Here is a 20,832-nt window from a genome sequence, read left to right on the forward strand (position 1 = left end):
CTTCTACAATAAACTAGAGTTGCTTAAACGTTTGGCGATATGATTGACTACGATCAACAAGACTGAATTGATCAATGAGTTAAATAAGCCGACTGCCGCAGCAAAACTGTACTGCGCATCTAACAGCCCTTGCTGGTAAACAAAGGTCGCAATCACATTCGAGGATTGCATATTCAAAGGATTCTGCATCAAGATGATTTTTTCAAACCCAACTGACATCAAGCTGCCGAAGCTCATGATCAATAAGATCACCATCGTGGGCATGATCGTTGGAATATTGATATACCAAACGCGTTGCAGACGAGAAGCGCCATCGATCGTTGCCGCTTCGTGCAGTTGCGTATCAACTCCAGATAGGGCTGCCAGATAAATCACAGACCCCCATCCCGTTCCTTGCCAAACGCCCGACAGTACATAAATCGTTTTAAACCAGCGGGGATTGGTCATAAAGCTGATCCGCTCGAAACCCAAAAATTCTAATAGGTGATTGATGATCCCTGTTGAGGGAGATAAAAAAGCAATGACCATACCAACCATGACCACCACAGCAATAAAGTTTGGAGCATACGTGACTGTTTGGGTAATTTTTTTAAACGGGCCGTCTTTGATCTCATTCAAAGCCAATGCCAGGATGATCGGCAGCGGAAAACCGACAACCAATGAATAGATACTGATTCCTAAAGTATTTTTGATGAGTTCCCAAAAATAATAGGAATCGAAGAAACGTTGAAAATGTTTAAACCCAACCCAAGGACTGCCCATAATCCCTAATGAAGGCATATAATCCTTGAATGCAATAATGATTCCATACATCGGTCCATACGAGAAAATCAAAATAATCAAAAACGCTGGCAACACAAACAAGTACAATTGCCGATTTTTCTTGATCTTCATTTTTATATCTTGTTTCTTTGTTTTAGGTACTGAAACGGTTTGTCTGATTGGCGCTGTTTCCATTCTTCCTCCTCCTTGCTTGGTGTTAGCCTTATCATGAATTGTATTCGCTTTCAAATCAATGTGTATTTTTTTCCCTATGTGTCGAAACGCGAATCCCAACTGCCCCAACGTTCGGGTGACTGATATCCGACCATAAGAGATACGGTTCATCCGCATTTTTATAGACTGGTAACGGTTTTTTAGTGGCTAGATCAATTAGCTCGTCTTCTTCAGTTGCTCCGATCTCTGTTAAAGGAATCTGTTCGCAAGCGACTGCAGCGATACTGCGAAATGCAAAATGAGCCTTGCCGTCTTTTTGATAGGTCAAATACCATTCATTTTTCCAAGCTGTTGGTCTTGCCCGCGTTTCATAGATGCCTTCACCATATAGCGCCAACCAATGGCCGATTTCTTCTAAGCGTTGGGTCTCTTCGAATGTAAATTCGCCATCAGGTGTTGGTCCGACGCCTAAAATCAAATTCCCCCCTTTACTGACTACATCAATCAAGGTTTCCAGCAGTTCTTGGCTGCTCTTAAAAGTATCATTCGGCACATAGCCCCAATCATTTCCAATCGGGATATTGCTTTCCCAAACTTTTTTAGGAATTTCTGCTAATGCAGGAATTTTGCGTTCTGGTGTCACATAATTTTCATGACGGCCCCCCATCATCCGATCAACGATGATCAATTCCGGCTGTTTCTCACGCGCAATCTCAGCTAAACGATCCATTTGTAGGTCTTCTTTGCCTTGTCCGCACCAACCGGCATCTAACCAAAGAAAATCGACTTTTCCGTAATTGGAGGTAATCTCCGCAATCTGGCGATGCACAAACGACACATAGCGTGCCCAAATTTCTGGATGAAGATGGGTATCGTAACTGGCATGACGGCCTTTGACGGTATCATCATCCAACCAGTAAAAAGGAGAATACCAGTCAGCTTTAGAATAATAGGCTCCTGTGGCGATCCCTGCTTCTCGAAATGCCGTAAACACTTCTTGCAATATGTCGCGTTTAAAGGGACTTAATTTCCCGCCGATTTTAAACTCTGATTCCATTGTATTGAACATCGAAAACCCATCATGATGCTTTGTTGTGAATAAACAGTACTTAAACCCTGCATCCTTACAGATTTTTGCCCATTTGCGGGTATCCAGCTTCTTCGGTTCAAACTGATTGATCAACTGCCAATAATCCAAACGCAGTGCTTCGATGGTTTCTCGATAAGGGTGGTTTTCTCTAGCCCATTCATCTTTTTCAGATAATTGCCAAGACTCAACGATCCCCGCTTCGGCATACAGCCCATAATGGAAGATTACTCCGAATTTCAAGTCTTGAAACCATTCCAGACGTTGCTTGAGCATTTCTGTTTCTGGGACTAGTTCTTCTTGAATGTTCCCTTTGGCTTCTTCAATATCACCGCGAATATTTGTCATTCATTTGCACTCCTTTCTTTGTTCTAAATGTAAGCGAAAAAAATGTCCTATAACAATATGTAAGTTTTTTCGCTATGTTAAAACGAACAACTTCGTCTATAAAAGGTGCAAGGAATAAAGCTTGATTTCGATGAACGTTTTTGGAGAAATGTAGCGTTTCAAATACATTTGCTGTGTTTTTCTTGTTTTCGATGTGTGATTTTTCCATTTACTCCCACTGGCTATATATCAATGATACGATTAGAACAACAAATAAAGCGGATACAACAAAACTTGTATCCGTAAGAAAGTGAGGGGCTTATGAAACAAACGAATGGTATTTATCATGTTTCCTATCAAGTCGGCGATTGGTTACTTCATTGCCTGAAGTTGCAGTTACTCTGGTTTTATTGGGTATTTCGATACGGGATATTTTTAGGTATTTTTCCTGCCACCGCTACGATTATCCAAGCTTTTTTCGATAGCTTCCAAAAAAAGGAACGACCAGCGTCTTTGAAGACTTGGTTCAAAACTATCGTGAAAAAAAATTTCCGTCGTGCCAATCAATTAGGCGCCATGCAAGCGGGTTTGTTGTTGTTCTTATGGTTGGAATTACGTATCTCTAGTACTTTTATCCAAAATAGCTTGATTCACTTTTTTTTGCTGCTGCTATTTATCAGTGCCCTTTTGATCAGCTTGTACCTTCTGCCGGTCTATTTGCGTTATGATTTGACGCTTCTTCACTATTTTAAACAAGCAATATTACTAATGGTTATCAGTGTTCCCCAAACAATTGCGATGATTTTGGGAATCTTAGTGACTACTATCATTTTGACTTTTTTGCCAATCTTATTAGTCATCGGCTTTGTTCCCTTTTTCCTATTCCCCAGTAGCTGGTTCTCTTTTCAAGCGATTCAGCGCTCGGAATCACTGATGAAAGAAGGACGCTCGTGATGAAGGACATTTTTATCCAAAGTAATGAAAACCTCGATGATTTTTTTAGTCACGCACTGCAAGAACTAGAATTGAGGGAAACGCCGAATGGTCATCCCTTGCGCTTGATTCATCGACCCGGTTCCCTGAAAATTTGCCACGGCCCACTAGAAACGATCATTTACTATCAAGAAAAAGCGCATTTGTTTCGGGCATTAACTTTATGGGTGCATGAAGATCGCCCAGTCTATGTCTTAGAAGAACAGCCGCATTTTGAAGCAATTGGACCAATGATCGATCTGTCCCGCAATGCGGTGATGACCGTCAAAAAGCTGGAACGGTTCATTTTATTAACAAGTAAGATGGGCCTCAATCGCCTCATGCTCTATATGGAAGATACTTATGAAATTCCTGAGTACCCTTATTTCGGACATTTGCGCGGTCGTTATACCCAAGTAGAATTAAAGGCTCTAGATACCTATGCCCAAGCCGTAGGAGTAACTTTGATTCCAGCGATTCAAACATTGGCACATTTGACGAATCCTTTAAAGTGGCAGTTCGCTGGAAATATTCGGGACACAGAAGATATTCTACTGGTGGGAGAAGAAGAAACGTATACTTTTTTGGAAGCAGCGATCCGTTCGATCCGTTCGTGTTTTGCAACTGATCAACTGCACATCGGTATGGATGAAGCACACCAATTGGGGAAAGGAAAGTATTTAGAAATACACGGGTTACAAGACCGGTTCACGATTATGGCCGCACACCTAAAGCAGGTAGCTGCGCTTTGTCGAAACATAGGTTTTGAGCCGATGATGTGGAGCGATATGTTTTTTAGAATCGGTGCGCCTACGGGTGATTACTACGATTCAGACGTGTGTTTTCCGACAGAATTATTTGCTGACCTTCCTGCGGTCAAAATGGTTTACTGGGATTATTATCATCATGATCATGCCTCTTATCAGCGAATGTTTGCGAAACACCGGGAATTAAAACAGCCGATCGTCTTTGCTGGAGGTATCTGGACGTGGAACGGTTTGGCGCCGAACTACGGCAAAAGTTTCGCCACTATGCGTCACGCCTTGCAAGCCGCCAAAGAAAACGATGTCCAAGAAGTCTATGCCACACTTTGGGGCGACGATGGAGCTGAAACACCAGTGATTGCTGCGCTACTAGGTTTGCAATATTTCAGTGAAGCGCAGTTTGGAAACGACCTTTCGTTAGAGAATTTAACTAAAAAATTTCAGCTTTTTCACCAGTCAATAGCCAACGACTTTTTACTGCTTGATCGCTTTGATCAAACTGCAGGTGTGCAAAAAAACAATCCTCACGGAGAAAACCCCAGCAAGCTGTTGCTCTACCAAGACTTGCTGTATGGCTTGTATCAAGAAAATTTAACTGATCTTTCTTTAGCATCCCACTATCAAACATTGGCTCAAGAGTTGGCTGCTGTGAAAGCAACACGGGACACACAAACGATGTTTGCCTTTTATCAGCAGCTGGCTGATGTTTTGTCACAAAAAGCCTGTATTACCAACCAGATCACCAGTGCCTATAAAAGCAAGGATCGCACCGGACTGCACCAAACAGTAGATGCGCTCAGTGTCTATAAATCCGCCTTGCAATCCCTTTATGAAGCCCATCGTCAAGTCTGGTTTGACTGGAATCGACCTTTCGGTTTTGAAATTATCGATCTGCGATACGGCGCCTTGCTGATGCGCTGCGACACGACACTTTGGCGGCTTACTGCCTTCTTGGACGGGGAGCTCGATACGTTGGAAGAATTGACTCAACCGTCCTTACCAATGGTGACCCCTTTCAGCGGCAGTACTTCTGTGGGTCGCAATTTATTTCATGGAATCTATAGTGCGGGGAAAATTTCTGATGTTTAAAAGAAGGAGTGAGAACTTATGAAAACATCCTTGCTGCGCCGAACCGTCATCGTGAGTCTGCTGGCTATTGTTAGCCTATTCTTTCTCTATTTTCTAACAACCGGTTCTTCTGCTCCAGTTCATGCCCAACCTTCAGAAAAACTGGAGATGACAGGCAATATTACAAATCAAGCAGCGGCGGAGGCGTGTTTGGCAGTGCTGAAAGAAAATTTACAAGCAGCCTCTGACCAAGACGCGACAGCCTATGCCGCAACGCTAGTGGCAGCGGCACGAGCAGAGACGACCCAAGAATTAGCTGATTTTTTTGCAGAAGAACAGCTGCAGCACACGCTGCTTTCTTTTGAAGTTGTTAAACAAGAGACAGGATCCATGCTGGTCGCGGCTCAACAGAAAACGATCAGCCCAAAAGACTCTTCTTACCGTGACCACATCACAGAGGCTTACCATACCTTTGTCAAGGAAGCAGATGGCTGGAAAATTCAAGAAACAGTCATGACGAATACAGAATTTCTTTAAGTGATTGAAAAAGGAGTTATTTTTAATGAGAACGTATAAAAATTGGCCTGCCGACTACCCTGATCCAAACTGGTTCCTCCATGATCGGTTTGGCTTATTCATCCATTTCGGCCTATTCAGTATTGGCGCTCGACACGAATGGTTTATGACGACAGAAAAAATTGAACCCACCACCTATCGCGAGAACTATTTTTCTCAGTTTGATCCTGATCTTTTCAATGCAGAGGAATGGGCTCAAACCGCAAAGAAGGCCGGTTTTCAATACATGGTCTTCACGACGAAACATCATGAAGGCTTTGCCCTTTGGGATACCGCTCTCAGCGAATACAAAGTGACCAATACCCCCTTCAAGCGTGACCTCTTAGCAGAACTGCTGCCGGCATTTCGTAAGGTCGGCATTAAGATTGGGCTGTATCATTCGCTGATCGATTGGTATCATCCAGATTTCACGCTCGACGGCCTGCATCCGCAACGAGAGACTATTCAAGCCCGTCAGACGAATAACCAGCGTGACATGCGCCGCTATCAAGATTTTTTAGCTGGTCAAGTCACTGAACTACTGACTAACTATGGAACCATCGATTATATGTGGTTTGATTTTCCATATAGTCATCGAGATTGGGGATGGTCTAAAGGCAAAGGTGCCGCCGATTGGGATAGTAAGCGGATCGAAGAAATTTGTCGAAACCTGCAGCCGAACATGCTGCTGAATGACCGTCTGGATTTGGGCCGAGGGATTACCACCCCTGAGCAATTCCAACCAGACAAACCATTAGAAGCGGATGGATTGCCTTTGATATGGGAAGCGTGCCAAACGATGTACGAAACGTGGGGCTATGATCGTGATGCTCAGCACTGGAAATCCAGTGAAATGATGACCAAAATGCTGATTGACACAGTGGCAAAAGATGGGAACTTTCTTTTAAATATCGGCCCAAATGCTCGTGGAGAAATCAGCTTACCAACTCGCAGCCATTTAGAAGCCATCGGTTCATGGATGCATTATCATCAACAAGCGATTATCGGCTGTGGTGCCAGCTCTTTTCAACCGCCTATTGACAGTCGTTACACCCAAAACGGGAATAAACTTTACTTGCACCTCTTTTCTTATCCATACAAATCCTTGCATCTTCCAGGGCTTGCAGGACGCGTAAAGCATATCCGTTTCTTACATGATGGCTCCGAATTGTTTTACCGAGGATTTGATCCCGAGGAAGTGCTAACTTCAACGGAAGCCATCATCAACAAAGAGGACCTTGTTCTCAGCTTACCCGTCTGCCCACCAGATGTGTTGGTACCAGTGGTCGAGATCACTTTAAGAGAAATGTAAGCACCCGTTGCACTGTCCTAAATGAAGAATTTATTTATATAAAGACGTTGCCCTTACTTTCTTTACAAAAAAATGACTAGAAGCGGATCGCTTTTAGTCATTTTTTATGGCTATTTGTTCAAGAACTCCTACAAATTTGCCTATACGAAAGTAGCCAACCAGCTTGTTGAACAGGTGATGAGAACATCCAAACGAGTTGCGTGCTTAATCCATTCTTAACGGTACTTACCACAGGAGGTTCAAAGTTCCTTAGACAAATAAAGAACAAGATCGTCATTGTTGCAGCAAGGCGCATTCATCGCACAATTCTGATTATTGAACCAAACACCAGATCCATCTGGAATATAGCCTTGTTTTACATACAGTCTCTGGGCCGATCCATAACCATTATGCAGGCCTACCCCCAATGTCACCACGGCAGCTATTTCTCGTGCCTTTTCTTCGGCTGCTTTTAAAAGCTGACTGCCTACCCCTTGATTTTGATAGGATTCAAAAACATTAAAATCCACAATTTCTGGATACAAGCCTTTAAATGGTCCGTGCTTTGCTAGAGGGATCATGGTCAAATACCCGGCAGTTTTGTTGTTTATTTTGGCAAGCAAAACGTATCTCTCCCCCGCTTCTTGCTCGTTTAAATAATCAATCAAGAGCTGCTTACGAGAAGGCCACCCTTGCTTTAAAAACATTTGATCCATTTCAAGGATATCTTTTCTCTTCAACGGTTGAATATCTATGATCACTTATTTGCTCCCTTTCTCCCCCTCACTCGGGGCTATGTTCATTCTATACAGTGTGTCGCTGGCATTGATTTGCCTTATCGTTAAACTTATTCATCATAAAAAATAATAGGGATTATCAGGGATTGCTGCTTCACCCAATTCCTCTAGCAATCAGCTGAATGTCGCTTCCCACCCATCATAGAGCTTTTGAACTGTCTCTTTTGGCCGATTGGGTTCATTATAAACTTTTTGGCTAATGGCCGCTTGGAGCCAAAAAATCGCTTGGATCACTTCACGACTGGTCTGGGCCTCAGGTACATCCGCCCAGACGGATAAAGCGATCGCCTGTGTTTGGGCAAGCTGTTCCTGTGCAACTTGTTGTCCATTGGCAAACGTCGTCAACTGGAATTCATTGCTGATTTTTTCGTAGGTTGGATAAGTATAGCCTGCCGCTTCTCCTAAGACATAATAGAAAAAATTATCATTGTGATTGATCATGGTATAGCCTTTTTCAAAAAAGACATCTGCCGGCGCCATATTCTGGTTCCACCGGGTCCAATAGGAGATTTGGCAATTCTCCGTCAACGTTGTCTGCTCTTGGCGATTCAAGCGGTAAAAACCATCATTCCAGACCCGCACAACAAAGCCGAGACTTTCAACAAAGGCCGTTAGCTCATTGACATAATCAATAAAAACTTCGATTCCGCTAGCTTTTTCCCCATAGCGCTCGCGGGCTGCTTCGATCATTTGCGGAAAGTTTTCTAAATGATCAAAATCAATAAACTCATCGGCACCAATATGAAAATAGGTGCTGTCTTCAAACAGTTGCGCATATTCCCGATAAACTTCCTGAATAAAAGCTACCGCTTCTGAATCCAAAATGTTCAGTGCTCGTTCATCACGCGTGCCATCAGCTGTCGGTAATTGCCACTCGGGCTTTTGAGCCAATACTTGCCGCAAATGACCAGGAGAATCAAAATCAGGGATAATGGCAATTGAATGGTTTTGAGCATACGCAATCAATTCACGAATTTCCTGCTTGGTCAAATATTCTTCCGAAACGATTTCTGGAAATTGCTGGGATTCAATCCGAAAGCCTTCGTTTTCCGAAAAATGAAGCTGCAGATGCGTAAATTGGAAGCAAGCCATACTGCGGACGATTGCTTTCAAATCAGTTAGAGAATAAAATTTGCGCCCGATATCGATCATCAGACAGCGTTCTTTAAGCGCTGCTAGATAGCTTTTCTGTGCTAATTGACCTGTCGCTTGATCTCGGCCATATTTGGTTAACGCGTAAAAGACGTGTTCTGGCGAGGACACACTGATTGTTTGGGTTTCAAATCGAAAATCAGCATCCAGCTGCGGATCGACCACTATTTGCGGGAGCGGTTCCTTCGCCGACTGCCAACCTATCTCCTCAAAAAAGACGGCAGCTCGTTGCTGAGCTTCTTTCAAATCAACTGGTTTATTCATCTCATTCTTCCTCTTACTTTCAATAATTTACGTTCAATAATTTCTCATTTTTTGGTTCATTTCACGGTATTGCCCTGGGGTCACACCCACTAATTTTCGGAACTTTCTCGTATAGTTGGAAACATCATAATACCCATTGTTACGAATAATTTCTTTGATTGGCAAATCTGTTTCAATCAGTTCTTCTTTGATTTTTTTCAGCCGTAATTCTTGAATATATTTGGAGAAGGTTTTGCCACTTTCTTTTTTTACAAAACGGCTGACATAAGAGACAGATACACCTACTTCCTCTGCCACCGATTCTAGCGATAGCTGAGAGGAATGATAATTTTCTTGAATAAAACTGAAGATTTTCTCATTCATTTCCGACTCGTCATCCAGCGGCTGTTTCTGCACCTTTGTACAAATCTGCTGGGCAATCGTTAACAAGGCCGTCTGCAATTGGTTCAAGCTGTTGAAATCGGCACTTTCAGAAGCAGTATGCAGTACCTCTGCCCCCACCAATTCACCGCCGACTTGCGCGATCGTATTCAACAAGTAGTAGCCGTACATTTTTTGGACACGAGGAGAAGTCTGTTTGCTCTCGCCTTCTTCAATCAAACGTTGGATCGTTTCACTGGCAATTTCAATATTTCCTTGATTCAAGGCTTGGATCAATTTTAATTTTTGATTGTCTGGATAATTGATCGGTAAATGTTTGGTCTCTTGGGAAAGCTCCGCATAGTAGCTGATTTGCTTCCCTTGACTTCCTTGATTTTCCAGTGCCGCCAATCCTTCGATATACGATTCATTAATAGCCGTTAGTTGATCCACCGTCATCCCGACACCCATTGCGGGTGTTAGGGAGATCGCTTGGGTAATTTTTTCCGCGATAGCATCTACAATTTCTTTTTGTTCTTTGCCATCAACAAAGCCAACGGTCAATGCCAGCATTTCTGTGGACAAAATTTCAGTGGCATATGCCGTATAATCAGCTTCTTTGATTTCTTCGATATAATCAATTAAAAATTTCTTATCCCCTTGCTTGGCTTTGGTATCAACAGTTTTCGTATCAATGGCGATCACAAAATAATTCGACTTAGGAAAACAAACATGGACAGCTTCCAAAAGCAGAGCCAATTCTTGTTCTGAACGGAAACGTCCACTCATTAATTTGCGCAATACTTGTTCTCTCGCATGGGGTGTTTGTAAACGAACTTCCTGATGCAGTTCTTGGTGCTCTACCAAAAATGCCGCAAGCGTATTATGGACATCATCCATCGAATGAAGAGTCATTTTTGGATCACGATGAAACTCCTGAACCAGATTTTCTATTTTGCGAATCGGCCGATAACTGCGTAAACCAAGCATCACGACTGCGGTGATACCCGTAAACAATATGGCGATAAATACTAGGACGAACTGTTCTTGCACACGGTTGACTGAAGCCAATGCTTGATTCGGATTGGCGACAGCTACGACCGAAATATTCAATTCTTTGTTGGCAATCGCTTGAACAAAATACGTCGATTGTTCAAACCGCATTCGTCCTGTTTGAATGCCTTTTTTCATTCGCTCAGGATGATTTAAAAAGCGTGCTAACTCATCATTGGTGGTACTGGCTAATAACTGATACTCATCATTGATGATATAGGTATTGCTGAGCCCATCACTATTGCTTAAATCAAGGATTCTCTTCAAATTGTTTTCTTTGATTTCGTAGATTGCTGCGCCGTAAACGGTCATTTCTTCACTTTGAATTGGAACGATATAAAAGAAACGCGAATATCGCTGTTCTCCACCAGCACCTTCCAATGTCAGTAACGTCGGCGCTGGAGAGTCCAATTGTGCGACCAATTGAACTTGGTCCATATCGTTTTTTGGCAGTACCTTATTCAAGAATGTGTCGACTGACAGTGAGCCAACGGTTGAATAAAGGGTCGCCGGAGCTTCTTTATAATATAAATAGACTTCTTCGACTAGATCGTTAGTGATTTTATATGTCTGCATCGCTTCTTTTGCTTCTTTAGTCAAGTAAGGATGCTGTAGGTATTTCAATGAAACAACATGATCATTGGTCATTTTTTGGGTCAGATAATTCAATTGAATAAATGTATTTTCTAATGAATATTTCAATTGGATCAATTGATTTCTGGCCGTCAGCAGTACTTGTTCATTGATACTTTTGACAGAGGTATCATACCAAATCCATGACACGGCTAAAAAAGGCACTAAAAACACGATTAAATAAGAGCTGATGGCACGAATGATTCCCCTAAATAGTTTTTGACGATTCTGTTCCGTGTACTTTCTCACTTGCATCACCTATTCTCTGTTATTTCAAAAGCTCAAAAACGCTTTCATTTATCGGTACTTATTTAGGAGAAAAGAATGTATGATACTCTAATAAAATACGCTTTATTTTAATAAAAAACAATGCTTTTTTACAAGTTAGCTATCAGGCTTGTATTTTCTTAACCAGTTATAACAAGCGCCTAATAAATTTGATTCATTGCCAAAACGACAGGCACAAATGTTTGGCACGATAACAGTACTTGGAATCTGTTCAGCAATCACAGCCAATCGTGCGTTTACTTGAGGGATCAAGAAACGGCTAGCACTGATTCCACCACCAATCAAGATAATTTCCGGATCAATCATGTACTGTAGGCTATAGCAAGCTGCCGCCAGCTTATCGACAAAATCAGCGACCATTGGCAGACATCGCGGATCTTGTTCTTGAACCAGTGTATCAATGCGCTGCCCATTGATTGTGGGATCTCCGATACGCTCTGCTGTTTCTTCCACAAGAGTTCTGGTTGACCCTGCGATGCTCCAAAGTTCCCAATCCTTCGTTTCGGTCGGAAAAAGCATATAGCCAAACTCTCCTGCTAGTAAGTGTTTGCCGCGAACCAATTGATGGTTAATCATTAAGCCACCGCCAACGGATGTACCTAGGACAATTGTCGCAAAGGACGCACAATTTTGAGCGTGACCTAACCACTTTTCTGCCAATAACGCACAGTTGCCATCATTTTCGGCAGCCACTGGACATTGGTATGTGCTTCGCAAATGCCTAACCAGTCTTTTGCCAAATCCTTCATACAAAGGTGATGTCATCCCGATTTCTTGGCTTCGTGGATCAACCAGTCCCGTTGAGCTAATAGCAATACCATCAAATGTTGCAGCATAGAATGCATCGATGTGTCGACATATGCGTTGCATGACTGTGGCATATTCCTTGTTCATAGGAAATTGAGTCAATTGTCTGCGTTCCCCTTGACTATTCACTAACCCACATTTAATAGCAGTACCGCCAATATCAATTGCTAAAATCCACATTTTCTTGACCTCACAAGGCTTTCTTTTATCTTGCATTTAGTATACGCAACCAATGTTTTCGGCGACCATATGTATTTCTTGCAACAGTGTGTCAAATCCGCCCAAGCCATAAAAAACCCCGCAACGAAAGATATCTTGCATTTAGAAAGAATATACGTTGTACAGAAAGTGATAGCTTATCTGCTTATTTTTAAAACACTAAAAAGATCAGGTTTAACGCTCAGCTTCACAAAACTGTTCATCCTGCAAAGCAAAAAAGAAATCCATTAGATACGGTGCCTGAGAATTTTGTCAGCAAAGGAAACAGCTACCCATTTTTTGAGATAAGCTATCTAGTTTATAAAACAAAAAACCGTCACGCATAAGACATCCTCTCATGCGTGATCGGCATTCTACTTAGTCATTGCTTTTTAGAAATAGATCGAGCGATTTTTTAAAACTTAGTTGCTGACTCTGGGTGTCACAACAGAAAATCTATTAGCAATAAACTAACTTTGTTCTGTTCTTACACTCTGGTCACTCATTGCTCATTTGAGTCATAAAACCTCAATAAACGCTTGTGCTCGTTCAATACAGTCCCTGCTCCAAATAATCCACCAACGGACCCAAGTACTTTTTATCTGTCCAATCACAATCTTGTCCGTTGGCTTCCATGAGTGCCTTCGTCTGTGGGTCATAGGTGTGCGGCGCTTTCTTAGCCGCAGCTTTTCTTAACATTTTCACTAAGTTTCGTTCAAAGAAATTCATTTTGCTTTCCTGCCATTGTCCTCTGCCGTAAAAAAGGGGGATGTCTTTTAGCGAACCCGTGAGATTCTGTTCTCTGAGTTTTTTCACAACATCTTCTTCAGGAGCAGAGGCTCCCGCACAAAAGATAAGTATCTCTTTGTCTTTTAGCTGGTTGGTATTCTTTTTTAAAAAGGACAGTCCAGCAATACCCGATGCATAGATTCCCCCACAGAAGATAATTGTGTCATAATCCATTACTTCAGCTATTTTCGCTTTTGGGGTTTCTAGGCTGGAAAAACCTGTTGCATCTTGAAGCCAGTGGACATACTTTTTGACAGCGCCGTATTTCGATTGATAAACAATCATGCCGTTTTTCATGGGGGAACTCCTCTCTGCAGTTAGGACTGCACCTTATGGTTTTGTGCCAGCTATTGCTTGTTCTAAAAACGTTTCGTACGCTTTTTCCTGTTGTGCATAGATTTCATCTAGTGGAATACCAGGTGTCGTTACTGAGAAAATCGTACCGATTCCGATCGTGTAAATGAGCATATGCATGTGTAGCTGTTTGGCGGTTTCTATACTGATAGTCAAATCGGCGGCAATCCTTTGGGCTACTTGAGGATTCGTCTCCAACTGATACAGATCTTCTAATGACGAAACATTCGCTCTTTTTTGTAAGACAAAAATACTCAAAATATGGGGTTCTTCTTTCGCCAATTGCAAATACGCGTGTCCGGTACTGCGAAACAGATCCTGGGGGTCGCTATGGGCTTCTAGATACGCTTGTAAAAATTGCCGTGCTTTCTGCTCTACCTCTGTTCGCAGGCCCTCCATATTGGTGCAGTAACTATAGATGGGCTGGACTGAACAGCCTAACTTCTCGGCAATGTTCTTGACGATCACGTGCTCCATACCGCCTTTTCGTGCAATCTCAAAGGCGGCATCAACCACCATTTCCTTTGTTATTCGTTGTTTCGGCATTCATTGCCCTCCCTAAGCACAAGTTCCGTTATATAAACTCTTTATATAAATCGATTATATTATTTAGTTCCTTCGAAGTCAATTGGGTCCAGGCCACTATCCCTCGCTCTTTCTATTGAATAAAGAGTTGTCTATTTCTCAAAAATCATCGTTCATAGGTTGTAAATCTTCCGTTACTTTCCAATGATTGCTGGCTCTTTTATCCGCATAAAAAAGGTACAGCCCACAGAAAAAGGCTGTACCGTAGATAATACGTATGGGCTCTTTTACACTCGAAGCTGCTACACTTCTGGGGTGTCCTCTGGTGGCGCTTCGGGGATCGGTTCTTCCTCTTCATACAAGGAGGAAACCCGCGTATACCATTCAAACACATGGGTAATGACCACTTTAGCTGCCGCATACACAGGAATCCCTAAAATGACCCCAACAAGGCCAAACAGTTTTCCTGAAGTCAAGAGGACTAACAGGATCGTGACAGGATGAATCGACAACTCGTTTCCTAGAACTAATGGCGAAATCAAGCGGCCTTCAATGGTCTGCTCAATGACAAAGACGATCAGCACTTGGATCAGTAACACGGGTCCACCGACGATTCCTAAAAAGACCGCAGGGATCATGGCCAAAAAAGATCCTAAATAAGGGATTAAATTTAGAAATCCCGCTGCAATCCCCAGTGTGATGGCATAATCTAAGCCAATGATACTAAACCCGATCATAAACATCACTGCGACCGCAAACGCCACCGTCAGTTGTCCCCGAATATAGGAGGATACTTGATCGTTCATCTCTTTTAAGACGACCAGTGATGGCTGGCGCATTTTGGTTGGCAGAAATTTAACAAAATAAGGGGCTAGTTTACGGCCATCTTTCAGTAGGTAGAACAAAATAAATGGCATGGTAATGACCGCTAAAACGATCGTTGCAACGGCGCCGAAGAAACTGCCTAGATTTTGAATCGTGCTGCGGGAAAGGTTTTGGACGATATCCGTCAAAGAAGAAATCAGCTTCTCATTGGAGGCTTCGATCTGCTCTTGGACTTGCGAGAAGATTGGATCAGAGAGAATCTCATTCACCTTATTCTCGATGATCGTCAAGTAGCCTGGCAAATTATCCGCAAAGCTCATGGATTGCTCTTGGATCTTAGGGATGATCACCACCACACCCCAGACGATCAGACCAACCACTAAAATAAAGAGACCAAAAATACTGTAGATTCGTTTGATTCCCTTGCGTTCTAAGTAGTCGACGGTGGGGTTCATCAAGTAATACAAGATCCCCGCCAAAATGATTGGCAATCCGACGATGGCTAAAAATTGCCAGACGGGTTCAAACAAATACGACACTTTCGTAAAGAGCAGCAAAATCAAGAGAATCAATAAAATGACCAGCAAGCTGGTCACTGCTTGATTGTTTAAAAACCATTTCCAAAACCAGGAATGCGGCTTTTTCTGCGTTTCTTTCATGACATTCTTTGCCTCCTAGTCGTACGTCACCTGCATGCCGACTTCTAGTTTCGGCAGAACAGTTGGCGTTAAATAAATCGCACTTGAAAGCTGATCTTCAGCCGGCACTTCGTCAAAGACAAAGGTCACATGCTGGATCGTTTGCAGGATTTGGTTTACGACCGTCCCTACATATTGGACTTGATAGGTCTGATCACCAAAAGTGATCTGGTCCCCTTTTGTGACGACTAACGCTTGCGAATCAGGAATCGTTTGAATGACTGAATATTCTCGCAGTGTGTCGGTCGCTTCTTCCCCAAAAAAGATGATCATTCTTTCTTGCGAATCGATCGCTTGTGGACCGATTTCTTTGATCGTCCCTTTTTTCATATGACAAACTCCCCTTTCTATCTTCTTGTTTATTATAACATAAAGAGTTTTTCTACCCGCCCAAAACCGCATTCTATGGTAGAATTAAATAGGAATGAAACTATTAGGAGGTTTTTTTATGTTGCAAACGATTTATTTAGGTACGTACACTCGTCGCGAAAGTAAAGGGATCTATTCGATCGCTTTAGATACGGAAAAAGGAACACTGACCGATTTGACCTTATGCGCGGAAGAAAAAAGTCCGACTTATCTTGCCCGCAGTAAAAAAGAAGCAGTTTACAGCGTCACAGAAGTAGATGGCAACGGCGGCGCAGCTGCTTATACCCCAGACTTTACCTTGCTGAATACCGCAACGGAAGAAGGCGCACCACTTTGCTATGTAGCAGTTGATGAAACCCGTCAGCTTTTATATGGTGCCAACTACCATAAAGGTGAAGTGAATGTTTATAAAATTCTAGAGGATGGCAGCATCGAAGCAACGGACAGCATCTACCATGATGAACCCGTCGGCTCTCATGAAAACCAAGACAAACCTCATGTCCACTATACTGACTTAACACCAGACCAACGTTTAGCAGTTTGTGACCTTGGAACAGACCGGGTATATACTTATGATATTTCAGAAGATGGCAAACTGACAGAAGTTGCCGTTTACGTGGCAGAAGACGGAACTGGTCCACGTCATTTGGTCTTCCATCCAAATAACCAATACGCTTACTTAGTGGGCGAATTAGACAGCTCATTGACTGTTTTACGCTACAATGAAGCAGATGGCAGTTTTGAGAAAATCCAAAAGGTGCCAACGATCCCTGCGGACTTTACGGATTTCAACAGTGGCGCTGCGGTACGTATCTCGAACGATGGCCGTTTTGTTTACAGCTCAAATCGCGGCCATAATTCAATCGCTGTTTTTGAAGTAACCGATGAAGGCGCTGGCCTGACTTTTGTTCAATCAATCTCGACTGAAGGCGACTTCCCTCGCGATTTCGATTTGGACCCGACAAACGATTATCTCGTTTGTGCCAACCAAAATTCTGATAACCTAACGTTATACAAACGCGATGAAGCCACTGGCAAATTGACTGTCTTAGAAAAAGACATCTACGCACCAGAATGTGTCTGCGTCTTATTCAAAAAATAAAGTTTTGGAGGATTCCCCCATGTTTGATAAAACACCAAAGGAACTTGTGCTCAAAGATTTTTCTAATATCTACAATAAATGTCAATCAACCTTTGAACTAGTGACGAGCCGCAAATACAATGAATCATTGGTCCTATTAACGACTGCAGAAACGTATGCGATCGCTGAAAAAGCCTATATTCGCTGCGATACTGCCAAAGAGCTGCAAACAGCGGAAGTCATTGCTTTCTTTGATGCTTTTGAGATCTATTATTTTGAATTAAAACAAGTCCTTTTTCATGATGACGATGATTTTGTTTCTTTAAAAAATCGTTTAGAAAAAATGAAAGACACTTACGAAGCATTGACAGCCTCATTTCATTTGTTATGATGAAATCAAATCAAATGTGAAAAAGGTGACGTTATGAACCAAGAACAAGTGTTGGATCGTTTACGAGAAGAATTGGCCATGCCGTTTTTCGAAGCAAAACTAGAAGACAAAGAGTATTCCGAAGAAGACTATCAACAAGTCAAAGCGGATTTGGTAAAATACTTTGATGACTATGTACGCAATGTAGAAAATTAAGAAACAGCCTGCGATGCTTCCTTCATCGCAGGCTGTTTTACTGTTATAACGTCACTAGAAAGTTTTGATTCGTCGTAGCTTCGATTTGAGGATGCTGTTTTAAATAGTCAGCAATCAGTTCCGTCATATCGACTTGAATCTCACGAACGATTTTTTCGGCAGAAAACATGGCGTAGTTGCCGCCACCTACTGCACGGTATTGGTTAATGACGATCTCTAATTCTTGATCCATCGCAATGGCTTTTTCTTCAAAGTCCAAGCGGGTGATTCGCTGACCGACGGGTTGACTAAGATCGATCGTATACTCGATGCCTTCATACATATCGTAGTTATAATATTGCGGTTTTGGCTCAATAAAAGCAGGATTGAAGACGATCTGACCGTCAACAACGGCTAAATAATCCGCCGTTTGTTCTAAAGCGGCTTTTAATTCGGCACCTGTTATTTTGACTACAGCTAACGTATTTGGGTAAATATAATTAGTGATCACATCTCGCATCGTGATGGTTGCGCCAAAGCCTTTGCCCTCATTGTTGAAAAGAGCAGTACCAGAAATTTTGGCGCCGCTGGCAGCCATCTGAACACGATTGATAAATTCAATATAAGGGTGCTCTTTCAAGCGTGCCCCCATCGGATCGGTGATTCGCATATCCCCACTGACTTTGCCTAACGGCTGATCTAGCCAGGTTTGTAATTCTTCTTCGATGGGTGCTAACAAAGCCAACGTCTCTTGATCTGGGACAGCATCTGCAACAGGGATCAACGCAGCCGTACTGTTTGTGACATGAACCCCTGTCTGATTTTTTTCAACCGTCAATTCGATGGCGCCGATAAAGCTTCCACGATAACCGGGCTGTACAACGGGGACACCATTGATTTTTGTGGCGATCTCACGGTGCTGGTGTCCTGTGAAGAAGGCATCGATTCCGGAGACTTCCTGCAATAATTGATAGCCCTCATTTTCACCAGTCAATAATTCGGTCGGTTCTCCAGTGACTAAATCACGCTCGAAGCCGCCATGGTAGCTGACGACAACGATATCGGCTTGTTCTCTTAAGTAAGGCACATAGTTTTTCGCTGTCTCAACGATGCTGACAAACTGCATCCCGCGAATCGTCGCAGGCTGTTCCCAATGAGGAATATATGGCGTCACCATTCCTAAGATCGCGATCTTTACCCCTTCTTTTTCAATGATGGTGTAAGCTTGGCCAAAGAATGGTTCTCCCGCTTCATTTAAAATATTCGCTGCGAGTACTGGTGTTTGGTAGCTGGCGATCGCTTCTTGCAAATAAGGCAGACCGTAGTTGAACTCATGATTGCCTAAGACATGGACATCAACGTCCAGGTGGTTGACGACAGCGGTCAATGCGGCAACGGAGTGCTGGCTTTTGGCGATGTAATAGCTTAAGGGCGAGCCTTGGATAAAGTCGCCATTTTCGATCGTTACGACCGGTCCGGTGGCTGCTTGACGTAGCTCTTTCATTTTGGTAGCAATTTTTGCCACGCCGAATCCTTGTTCCGTGTCATCGGCAAAATTGGTTGGATAGACATAGCCATGCATATCGCTCGTTTCTAAAAACGTGATTTTCATTCAAAAGACTCCTTTTACCCTCAATAGACCAAAAGGGCATGCGCATAAGTCGAAAACCCTCGAAAGCTAGCATTTTCTGCTTCCTTGTGTCTTCAAACCTTATGGCACAAACCCTTTTGTCTTTCATTCTCAGGTGTTTCCCTGATTATACCCTATTTTGACGAAGAAATTCAGAATTATTGGTTCCAAGCATCTTCTAATTGTGGTTTTGCGTTTTCAATCAATTGATCGACATCTTGATCTGTATTAGACAAAATGTTTTCCATGATAGAACGCATTTCATTGTAAGCAGGATCAGCATTTTCAATCACTGGGATCGAGAACAATTCTTTGGTTGCATCTTCTAATTTGGCAGCGACTTTTGTTTCAGGATTGTTTTTGTATTCATCGCTTTCCAAAACAGATTCAACAACTGGCATGTAGCCGGTATCGATCGCCCATGTTTTTTGCGCTTCTGGCGAAGTTAAGTATTTCATGTATTCAAAAGCAGCGGTGCGTTGCTCTGGTGTTGCGCTGTTGAACATATACAAGTCAGTTCCTTGTTGCAAGTTGATTGGTTCTGGACGAGCTGCTACGTCGTATTCAAATTTGCCTTCGGTATCTTTTTTAACAAAGCCTTCCCCTGCGATTGAGCCGACATACATTGCGATTTGCTCGTTGGCAAATGGACCAGACAAGTATTTGTCAGAACCAGCGATTCGGAAGTAGCCGTCTTTAACACCATCTAGGTAGTAGTTGATGACTTCTTTTGATTCATCGCTGTCTAATTGCAAGTCTTTGTCAAAATCAACGCCTTGATTTTTCATTGCGATGGCATAGTAGTTGTTTAATGAGTCAAAACCAGCACCTACGACTTCACCGTTTGATTTTTCATAGATTTCTTGAGAAGCTTCTTTTAATTCTTCCAGGTTTGTTGGTACGTCAATACCATACTCGTCTAACATGTCTGCATTGTAAAACAGCATTTCTGTAGATTTGTTGAAAGGAATCCCGTATTGCACGCCGTCGATTTGCGCACCATCTAAAAGGGCACTGCGGATCTCTTCTTGGTCACCCCAACCGATAGTATCATCGTTGATGTATTCGCCAAGGTCAACTAGCATGTCATCTTGGGCAGCATTCCATAACCAACCAGGATATGCTTGGGTGATAGTTGGCAGATCTTTTGGTGAAGGCAAGGTTGAATTCACCTTTGCTTGCAAATCAGGATAGCTTGATTGGTTCTGCAATTCGATCTTGATGTTTGGATTTTCGTCCATGAATTGCTCGGTCAATTTCGTCAATGATTCTTCTTGCGCACCATTCATTGCATGCCAAAAGGTGACAGTCGTATCTTCGCTTAGTTCTGTAACGATTTCATCACTTTCCGTAGAACCAGATGAATCGTTGTTGTTTCCACAAGCCCCTAATACCAATGTCGCGGCTGCAGCTGCTGCAAATGCAAGTTTCTTTGTTTTCATTT

At 42.6% G+C, this 20,832-nt stretch carries 19 protein-coding genes; 7 read left to right on the forward strand and 12 right to left on the reverse strand.

Annotation, left to right across the window (positions count from 1 at the left end; genetic code table 11):
- Positions 1 to 3: 3 nt before the first annotated feature.
- Together IGJ44_RS14505 and IGJ44_RS14510 are read right to left on the reverse strand one after the other, a co-directional pair.
- The gene (locus IGJ44_RS14505; protein ID WP_005228058.1) at positions 4 to 957 is read right to left on the reverse strand and encodes an ABC transporter permease; all 954 of its coding nucleotides are present in this window, start codon (positions 955 to 957) and stop codon (positions 4 to 6) included.
- 55 nt (positions 958 to 1,012) lie between these two features.
- A complete protein-coding gene (locus tag IGJ44_RS14510; RefSeq protein WP_074536704.1) occupies positions 1,013 to 2,371 on the reverse strand; it encodes an alpha-L-fucosidase in 1,359 nt (452 codons plus the stop codon).
- 300 nt (positions 2,372 to 2,671) lie between these two features.
- Here IGJ44_RS14510 and IGJ44_RS14515 point away from each other — a divergent pair, with 300 nt between their 5' ends.
- Genes IGJ44_RS14515 through IGJ44_RS14530 form a run of 4 tightly spaced genes read left to right on the forward strand, consistent with a single transcriptional unit; the run spans position 2,672 to position 7,021 of the window.
- Positions 2,672 to 3,304, forward strand: coding sequence for a DUF624 domain-containing protein (locus tag IGJ44_RS14515; protein WP_015510403.1), 633 nt, complete (start codon positions 2,672 to 2,674; stop codon positions 3,302 to 3,304).
- Positions 3,304 to 5,175, forward strand: a complete 1,872-nt coding sequence (locus IGJ44_RS14520; protein ID WP_430605882.1) for a beta-N-acetylhexosaminidase — start codon at positions 3,304 to 3,306, stop codon at positions 5,173 to 5,175. The genes IGJ44_RS14515 and IGJ44_RS14520 overlap by 1 nt, the downstream gene beginning before the upstream one ends.
- Positions 5,176 to 5,193: 18 nt before the next feature.
- Entirely contained in the window at positions 5,194 to 5,691 is a 498-nt protein-coding gene (locus tag IGJ44_RS14525) for a hypothetical protein (protein WP_015510405.1), read from the forward strand.
- 25 nt (positions 5,692 to 5,716) lie between these two features.
- On the forward strand, positions 5,717 to 7,021 hold the full coding sequence (locus IGJ44_RS14530) for an alpha-L-fucosidase (RefSeq protein ID WP_074536702.1): 1,305 nt from the start codon (positions 5,717 to 5,719) through the stop codon (positions 7,019 to 7,021).
- A 239-nt stretch (positions 7,022 to 7,260) separates the two neighbouring features.
- On the opposite strand, the gene IGJ44_RS14535 is transcribed toward IGJ44_RS14530, so the two are convergent.
- From IGJ44_RS14535 to IGJ44_RS14570, 8 genes are all read right to left on the reverse strand, one after another.
- Positions 7,261 to 7,761 carry a GNAT family N-acetyltransferase gene (locus IGJ44_RS14535; RefSeq protein ID WP_074536701.1) on the reverse strand — a complete coding sequence of 167 codons (501 nt, stop codon included), beginning with the start codon at positions 7,759 to 7,761 and terminating at the stop codon, positions 7,261 to 7,263.
- Positions 7,762 to 7,911: 150 nt separating this feature from the next.
- A complete protein-coding gene (locus IGJ44_RS14540; protein ID WP_074536700.1) occupies positions 7,912 to 9,213 on the reverse strand; it encodes a family 20 glycosylhydrolase in 1,302 nt (433 codons plus the stop codon).
- A 33-nt stretch (positions 9,214 to 9,246) separates the two neighbouring features.
- On the reverse strand, positions 9,247 to 11,514 hold the full coding sequence (locus tag IGJ44_RS14545; RefSeq protein WP_074536699.1) for a helix-turn-helix domain-containing protein: 2,268 nt from the start codon (positions 11,512 to 11,514) through the stop codon (positions 9,247 to 9,249).
- 129 nt (positions 11,515 to 11,643) lie between these two features.
- Positions 11,644 to 12,570: an ROK family protein gene (locus IGJ44_RS14550; RefSeq protein ID WP_430605884.1), complete on the reverse strand. Its 927-nt coding sequence runs from the start codon at positions 12,568 to 12,570 to the stop codon at positions 11,644 to 11,646.
- Positions 12,571 to 13,101: 531 nt separating this feature from the next.
- A complete protein-coding gene (locus tag IGJ44_RS14555) occupies positions 13,102 to 13,638 on the reverse strand; it encodes a flavodoxin domain-containing protein (protein ID WP_074536698.1) in 537 nt (178 codons plus the stop codon).
- Positions 13,639 to 13,671: 33 nt separating this feature from the next.
- Positions 13,672 to 14,241, reverse strand: a complete 570-nt coding sequence (locus tag IGJ44_RS14560; RefSeq protein WP_010749120.1) for a TetR/AcrR family transcriptional regulator — start codon at positions 14,239 to 14,241, stop codon at positions 13,672 to 13,674.
- Positions 14,242 to 14,522: 281 nt separating this feature from the next.
- Positions 14,523 to 15,704 carry an AI-2E family transporter gene (locus IGJ44_RS14565; RefSeq protein ID WP_005228027.1) on the reverse strand — a complete coding sequence of 394 codons (1,182 nt, stop codon included), beginning with the start codon at positions 15,702 to 15,704 and terminating at the stop codon, positions 14,523 to 14,525.
- A 15-nt stretch (positions 15,705 to 15,719) separates the two neighbouring features.
- Entirely contained in the window at positions 15,720 to 16,073 is a 354-nt protein-coding gene (locus IGJ44_RS14570) for a PTS glucitol/sorbitol transporter subunit IIA (RefSeq protein ID WP_005228025.1), read from the reverse strand.
- A 118-nt stretch (positions 16,074 to 16,191) separates the two neighbouring features.
- Here IGJ44_RS14570 and IGJ44_RS14575 point away from each other — a divergent pair, with 118 nt between their 5' ends.
- The 3 genes from IGJ44_RS14575 to IGJ44_RS14585 are packed head-to-tail and all read left to right on the forward strand — an operon-like array spanning position 16,192 to position 17,779.
- On the forward strand, positions 16,192 to 17,214 hold the full coding sequence (locus IGJ44_RS14575) for a lactonase family protein (protein WP_005228024.1): 1,023 nt from the start codon (positions 16,192 to 16,194) through the stop codon (positions 17,212 to 17,214).
- A gap of 19 nt (positions 17,215 to 17,233) precedes the next feature.
- Positions 17,234 to 17,584 carry a hypothetical protein gene (locus tag IGJ44_RS14580; protein WP_005233740.1) on the forward strand — a complete coding sequence of 117 codons (351 nt, stop codon included), beginning with the start codon at positions 17,234 to 17,236 and terminating at the stop codon, positions 17,582 to 17,584.
- 33 nt (positions 17,585 to 17,617) lie between these two features.
- Positions 17,618 to 17,779, forward strand: a complete 162-nt coding sequence (locus tag IGJ44_RS14585; protein ID WP_005228019.1) for a hypothetical protein — start codon at positions 17,618 to 17,620, stop codon at positions 17,777 to 17,779.
- A 43-nt stretch (positions 17,780 to 17,822) separates the two neighbouring features.
- Here the strand turns inward: IGJ44_RS14585 and IGJ44_RS14590 are convergent, their stop codons facing one another.
- Both IGJ44_RS14590 and IGJ44_RS14595 read right to left on the reverse strand, forming a co-directional pair.
- A complete protein-coding gene (locus IGJ44_RS14590; protein WP_074536697.1) occupies positions 17,823 to 19,370 on the reverse strand; it encodes a bifunctional metallophosphatase/5'-nucleotidase in 1,548 nt (515 codons plus the stop codon).
- Positions 19,371 to 19,546: 176 nt separating this feature from the next.
- Positions 19,547 to 20,830, reverse strand: a complete 1,284-nt coding sequence (locus tag IGJ44_RS14595) for an ABC transporter substrate-binding protein (protein WP_016609876.1) — start codon at positions 20,828 to 20,830, stop codon at positions 19,547 to 19,549.
- Between the last annotated feature and the right edge of the window lie 2 nt (positions 20,831 to 20,832).

This window comes from Enterococcus sp. DIV1368d (genome assembly GCF_050542975.1).
In the GTDB taxonomy this organism is placed as follows: domain Bacteria; phylum Bacillota; class Bacilli; order Lactobacillales; family Enterococcaceae; genus Enterococcus_D; species Enterococcus_D casseliflavus.